Below are 4,565 nucleotides of genomic sequence, written 5' to 3'. Positions count from 1 at the left end.
CCGCGCCTGATGTCGCGCACCCGGGGCAGCACCTCCGCCACCACCTGGCCCTGGACCGTGCGCTTGGCCACCGAGTAACCGAACCCGGTCGCCACCAGCGCCTGCGCGAGCGGCACGCCCGTGTTGCAGCGCAGCCGCTCCGCGCCGAGCCAGGAGCCCTCGCCGAGCGCGGCCGTGTAGATCTCGCCGCGCGCCGGCACGTTGACGACACCGGCCACGACCCGGCCGTTCACCTCGACAGCTATCGACACCGCCCAGTCGGGCAGGCCGTACAGGAAGTTGACGGTGCCGTCGATCGGGTCGACGACCCAGCGCACGTCCGATTCGCCGGGCTCCTCCCCGCCTTCCTCGCCGAGGATCCTGTCATCGGGCCTGGCGGCCAGGATGCGCTCGCGGATGAGCTCCTCCGAGGCCGTGTCAAGCGCCGTGACCACGTCGGTGGGGCTGGACTTGGTCTCGACCTCCTCGGACATCGTGGGCCGCTTGGCGAGCAGCATGTCGCCCGCCTCGCGTGCGATGTCCTCGGCCAGTCGCAGGAAATCCGTCATCAGGCCACCGAGTCCGGGCGCTTCCATTCCTGCCCGAGCACGTGCTGGGCGAGGAACGCGAACACGGTCTCGTACCAGGCGACGGCGTTGCCCGGCTTGAGGATCCAGTGGTTCTCGTCGGGGAAGTACAGGAACTTCGACTCGACCTCCGTGCGCTGCAGGTCCCACCAGAGCCGCAGGGCCTCGCCGATCGGCACGCGGTAGTCCTTGTCGCCGTGGATGACGAGCAGCGGGGTGGTGATCTTGCCGAGGGAGTGGTGCGGCGACAGGAGCGTGTACCGCTCGGAGCCGGGCTCGCCGAACTCGCGCTGCCAGTACATGGAGGCGTCGGTGGTGCCGGCGAACTGGTCGAGGTTCCACAGGGACGCGTGGGTGACGATGGCCTTGTAGCGGTCGCTGTGGCCGGCGAGCCAGTTGGCCATGTAGCCGCCGTACGAGCCGCCCATCGCGCCGATGCGCTCGCTGTCGATGTCGTCCCTGGCCAGGGCCACGTCGACGATCGCGTCGAGGTCGGCCTGGGTGCGCGGGCCCCAGTTGCCCCAGCCGCGGTCGATCATCTCCTGTCCGTAGCCGGTGGACAGGCACGGGTCCGGCATGAGTACGGCGTACCCGCGCTGGGTCATGAGCCACACCTGCCAGCGCCACTGCCAGTCGTTCCACGACGCCACAGGGCCGCCGTGGATCCACAGCAGGAACGGCGCGGGCTCGTCGGCGGAGGCGCCCTCGGGCAGCGCGAGCCAGCCGCGGATCGTGGCGCCGTCGTCGGCGGTGGCGGAGATCTCGGTCAGCGTGCCGGGCACCTCGGGGCGCGGCGCGGGCGAGGGCAGGTCGGTGATCTCGCCGGTGGCGACGTCGATCCTGGCCGGGCCGGGCGCGAGGTCGACGGCGCTGCGCAGGGCGTAGACGACGTTGCCGTCGGAGGAGACGTTGAGCCCGGCGTAGGCGGCGTCGTCCTGGGTGAGCCTGGTCGCCTCACCGTCCACAGGAACGCGGAAGATCGGGCGGCGACCCTGGTGGTCGGCCACGATGTAGACGGCCGAGGAGTCCGGAGCCCACTCGATGTCCGCGGGGAACAGATCGGGCGCGTACGCGCGGCCCTCGCCGGTGGCGAGGTCGGCGATCCACAGCTCCATGCGCACCGAGACGTCCAGCCCGGTGAACCGCTCGCGCGAGCAGGCGATCTTGGCGCCGTCGGGCGAGATCGCGATGGGCTGGGTGTAGTCGTAACGGTCCTCGGAGAGCACGGTGCGCCGCTCGCCCGAGGCCACGTCGACGGCCACCAGGTCGGTGCGGTGCTCACCCTTCGGCAGGTAGGTGCGCCAGGTCGTGATGACCGTGGTGCCGTCCGGGGTCAGCTCGAACGCGGCGTCGCGCAGCGCCTCGCCCGCGTCGGGGGTGAGGTCGCGCACGTCCTCCAGGCGGTCGGCGCCGAGCCTGGCGGCGAACAGCCTGGTGCGGCCCGGGCCGAGGTCGTGGTCCCAGTAGCGGACCGGGTAGCCCTCGTGCAGGACGGCGCTGATCCCGGCGTCCTTGCGGGCCTTGCGCTTGCCCTCCTCGGCGGCCTCCTCGCCGTCGAGCACATCAGCGGAGAACACGACGATGTCGCCGACCGTACGGACCGCGCCGATCCCGCCCGGGCGAGTGGCCACCTGGCGGGCCTCACCGCCCGCACGGGGCAGCAGCCAGAGCGAGGGCACCTCGTCGGTGGCGTCCTTGACGGTGGGGTCGGGGCGGGCGGAGGTGAACAGCACGTCGCCGGCGTCCGTGAAGACCGCGGCGGACTCGCCCTTCGCGGAGCGGGTCAGCCGGTACGGCTCGCCGTCGACCGGGATCGCCCAGAGCGCGGTGCCGAAGGACTTGCCGTCGGGGTTGAGTGACTGGACCGTCGAGATCAGCCTGGAGCCGTCGGGCGAGAGGCTCAGCGAGAGAACACGGGGGATGGCCACATAGTCGCGTATGTCATTGAATGCGCTCACTCAATCGAACCTACCGCGCCACAAGGACCGCCCGCACGTGCCCATGGCCTCCACTCCGTGGAGGCGGCTCGGTCGCTGGGGAGCCGCCGCCTTCCCTCGTCACTCCGGTCGCTACGCTCCCTGCGCTCCTCAGTCCAGGCGGCGGCGCGCCCTCGCGCGAATAGAGTTGTCACGTGGGAAGTTACGACGCGTTGCTCGTCCTGTCGTTCGGCGGGCCCGAGGGTCCCGACGACGTGATCCCGTTCCTGGAGAACGTGGTGCGCGGCCGGGGCGTGCCGCGGGAGCGGCTGCTCGAGGTGGCCGAGCACTACCAGGGCTTCGGCGGGGTCAGCCCGATCAACCAGCAGAATCGCGAGCTGGTCGAGGCGCTGCGCCCCCTGGCGGGCGTGCCGGTCTACTGGGGCAACCGCAACTGGCACCCGTTCGGCGAGGACACCGTGCGCCGGATGAAGGACGACGGGATCAGGAAGGCGGCCGTGTTCGCGACGTCGGCGTTCGCGGGCTACTCGAGCTGCCGTCAGTACTACGAGGACATCGCCAGGATCTCCGTCGACGGCGGCCCCGAGCTGGTCAAGATGCGGCACTTCGGCGACCACCCGGGGTTCGTGGCCGCAATGGCCGACCACACGCGGGCGGCGCTGGAGCGGCTCGGCCGCGACGACGCCCGGCTGGTGTTCACCGCCCACAGCATCCCCGTCTCCATGGCCGAGACCGCCGGGCCGTCGGGCGGCCTGTACGAGAGGCAGCTCCGCGGGAGCGCCGAGCTGGTCAGCCAGGCGCTCGGCCGCACCGAGCCGTGGGACCTGGTCTGGCAGTCACGCAGCGGCCCGCCGCAAGTGCCGTGGCTGGAGCCGGACGTCTGCGACTTCCTGCGCAAGACGGACGCCCGCTCGGTCGTGCTGGTGCCGATCGGGTTCGTCTCCGACCACATGGAGGTCGTCTACGACCTCGACACCGAGGCCAGGCAGGTGGCCGCCGAGCTGGGACTGCCCTTGGAGCGGGCGGCGACGGCGGGCACGCACCCACGCTTCGTCCAGATGGTGCGCGAGCTGATGGACGAGCCGGAGCCCGTCCCGTGCGCGCTGACGTGCTGCCCTGCGCCCCGCAGACGTCCTCAGGCGTAGGTCCGCGCGTACCCCTCGGCGATGCCCATGACCTTGTTCACGTAGTCCCACGAGTGGTTGTAGAACCAGATCGCCTTGCGTAACTTCTCGCCGCCTTGGCCCGCGCCGTTGGCGCACAGGTAGTTGGCCGCGCCCGGCACCGCGTCGTACGGGCTCCAGATGTCCGTCTTGCCGTCGCCGTCGCCGTCCACGCCGTAGTGCTTCCACGTCGCGGGCATGAACTGCATGGGCCCGAGCGCGCCCGCGCTGGACGGGCCGTTGTTGCGCCCGTGGCTGCTCTCCACCTGGCCGATGGCCGCCAGCACCGTCCACGACAGCCCCGGGCAGCGGGTGGCCGCGGCCTTGTACAGGTCCAGGTAGCTGCCGGGGCGGCCCACGTTCACTGTGGTCTGCGGCTTCTGCTGCTGCTTGGGGGTGGTAGTACGGTGCGCCGCGTCCAGCATGACGACCTGCGAGCCCTTGCCGAGCAGCTTGCGCACCCCCGCCTCGCTGATCTTGCCGGCTTTGCCGTGCAGCAGCACCGCGACCCCCGGCACAAACCCCAGTGCCCTGCCCAGGTCCGCGCTGACCAGCCCGTCCACGCCCGTGAGCCCGAGCGTGGCCGAGGCCGCGACCCGCAGCCTGGGCCCGCCGTCCACCTGGTACACGGCGCCCAGGATCATCCCGAATTTGCGCATCGAGCCCGCGTCGGCCACCAGTTCTCCCCTGGCCAGCGCGCTCCACACGGCGGGCTGGTCGGCGACCGGCTGCGGCGTCCAGGAGCGGAAGTCGGCGGGATCGACGGCCAGCAGGTTGAGCGCGGTGCCCGACACCTTGACCGCGCCCGCGTCCACCACGATCACCTTCTGCACGTGCGTGAGCGCGCCGAGGGCGAACCTGGTCTTCTTGGCCACGGTGCCCGCGGCGATGGCCAGCAC

Annotated in this window: 4 protein-coding genes; 1 reads left to right on the top strand and 3 read right to left on the bottom strand. The window is 71.5% G+C overall.

Annotated elements, in window-relative coordinates; translation table 11 throughout:
* Together AB0J09_RS57050 and AB0J09_RS57045 are read right to left on the bottom strand one after the other, a co-directional pair.
* A partial coding sequence (locus AB0J09_RS57050; RefSeq protein WP_360711175.1) for an inositol monophosphatase family protein occupies positions 1-548 on the bottom strand: 548 nt, incomplete at its 3' end.
* A complete protein-coding gene (locus AB0J09_RS57045) occupies positions 548-2,524 on the bottom strand; it encodes a S9 family peptidase (RefSeq protein ID WP_360711172.1) in 1,977 nt (658 codons plus the stop codon). The genes AB0J09_RS57050 and AB0J09_RS57045, both read right to left, overlap by 1 nt.
* Positions 2,525-2,697: 173 nt before the next feature.
* Between AB0J09_RS57045 and AB0J09_RS57040 the strand changes: the two genes are divergently transcribed.
* Positions 2,698-3,648, top strand: coding sequence for a ferrochelatase (locus AB0J09_RS57040; RefSeq protein ID WP_360711170.1), 951 nt, complete (start codon positions 2,698-2,700; stop codon positions 3,646-3,648).
* Here the strand turns inward: AB0J09_RS57040 and AB0J09_RS57035 are convergent.
* Positions 3,639-4,565: lytic murein transglycosylase (locus AB0J09_RS57035; RefSeq protein WP_360711167.1), on the bottom strand; the 927-nt coding region annotated here is incomplete at its 5' end. The two genes, AB0J09_RS57040 and AB0J09_RS57035, sit on opposite strands and share 10 nt — an antisense overlap.

This window comes from Nonomuraea sp. NPDC049784 (genome assembly GCF_040659615.1).
Taxonomy (GTDB): domain Bacteria; phylum Actinomycetota; class Actinomycetes; order Streptosporangiales; family Streptosporangiaceae; genus Nonomuraea.
The sequence above is the reverse complement of the archived record's forward strand: the minus strand, read 5'-3'. Positions and strand labels throughout refer to the sequence as shown.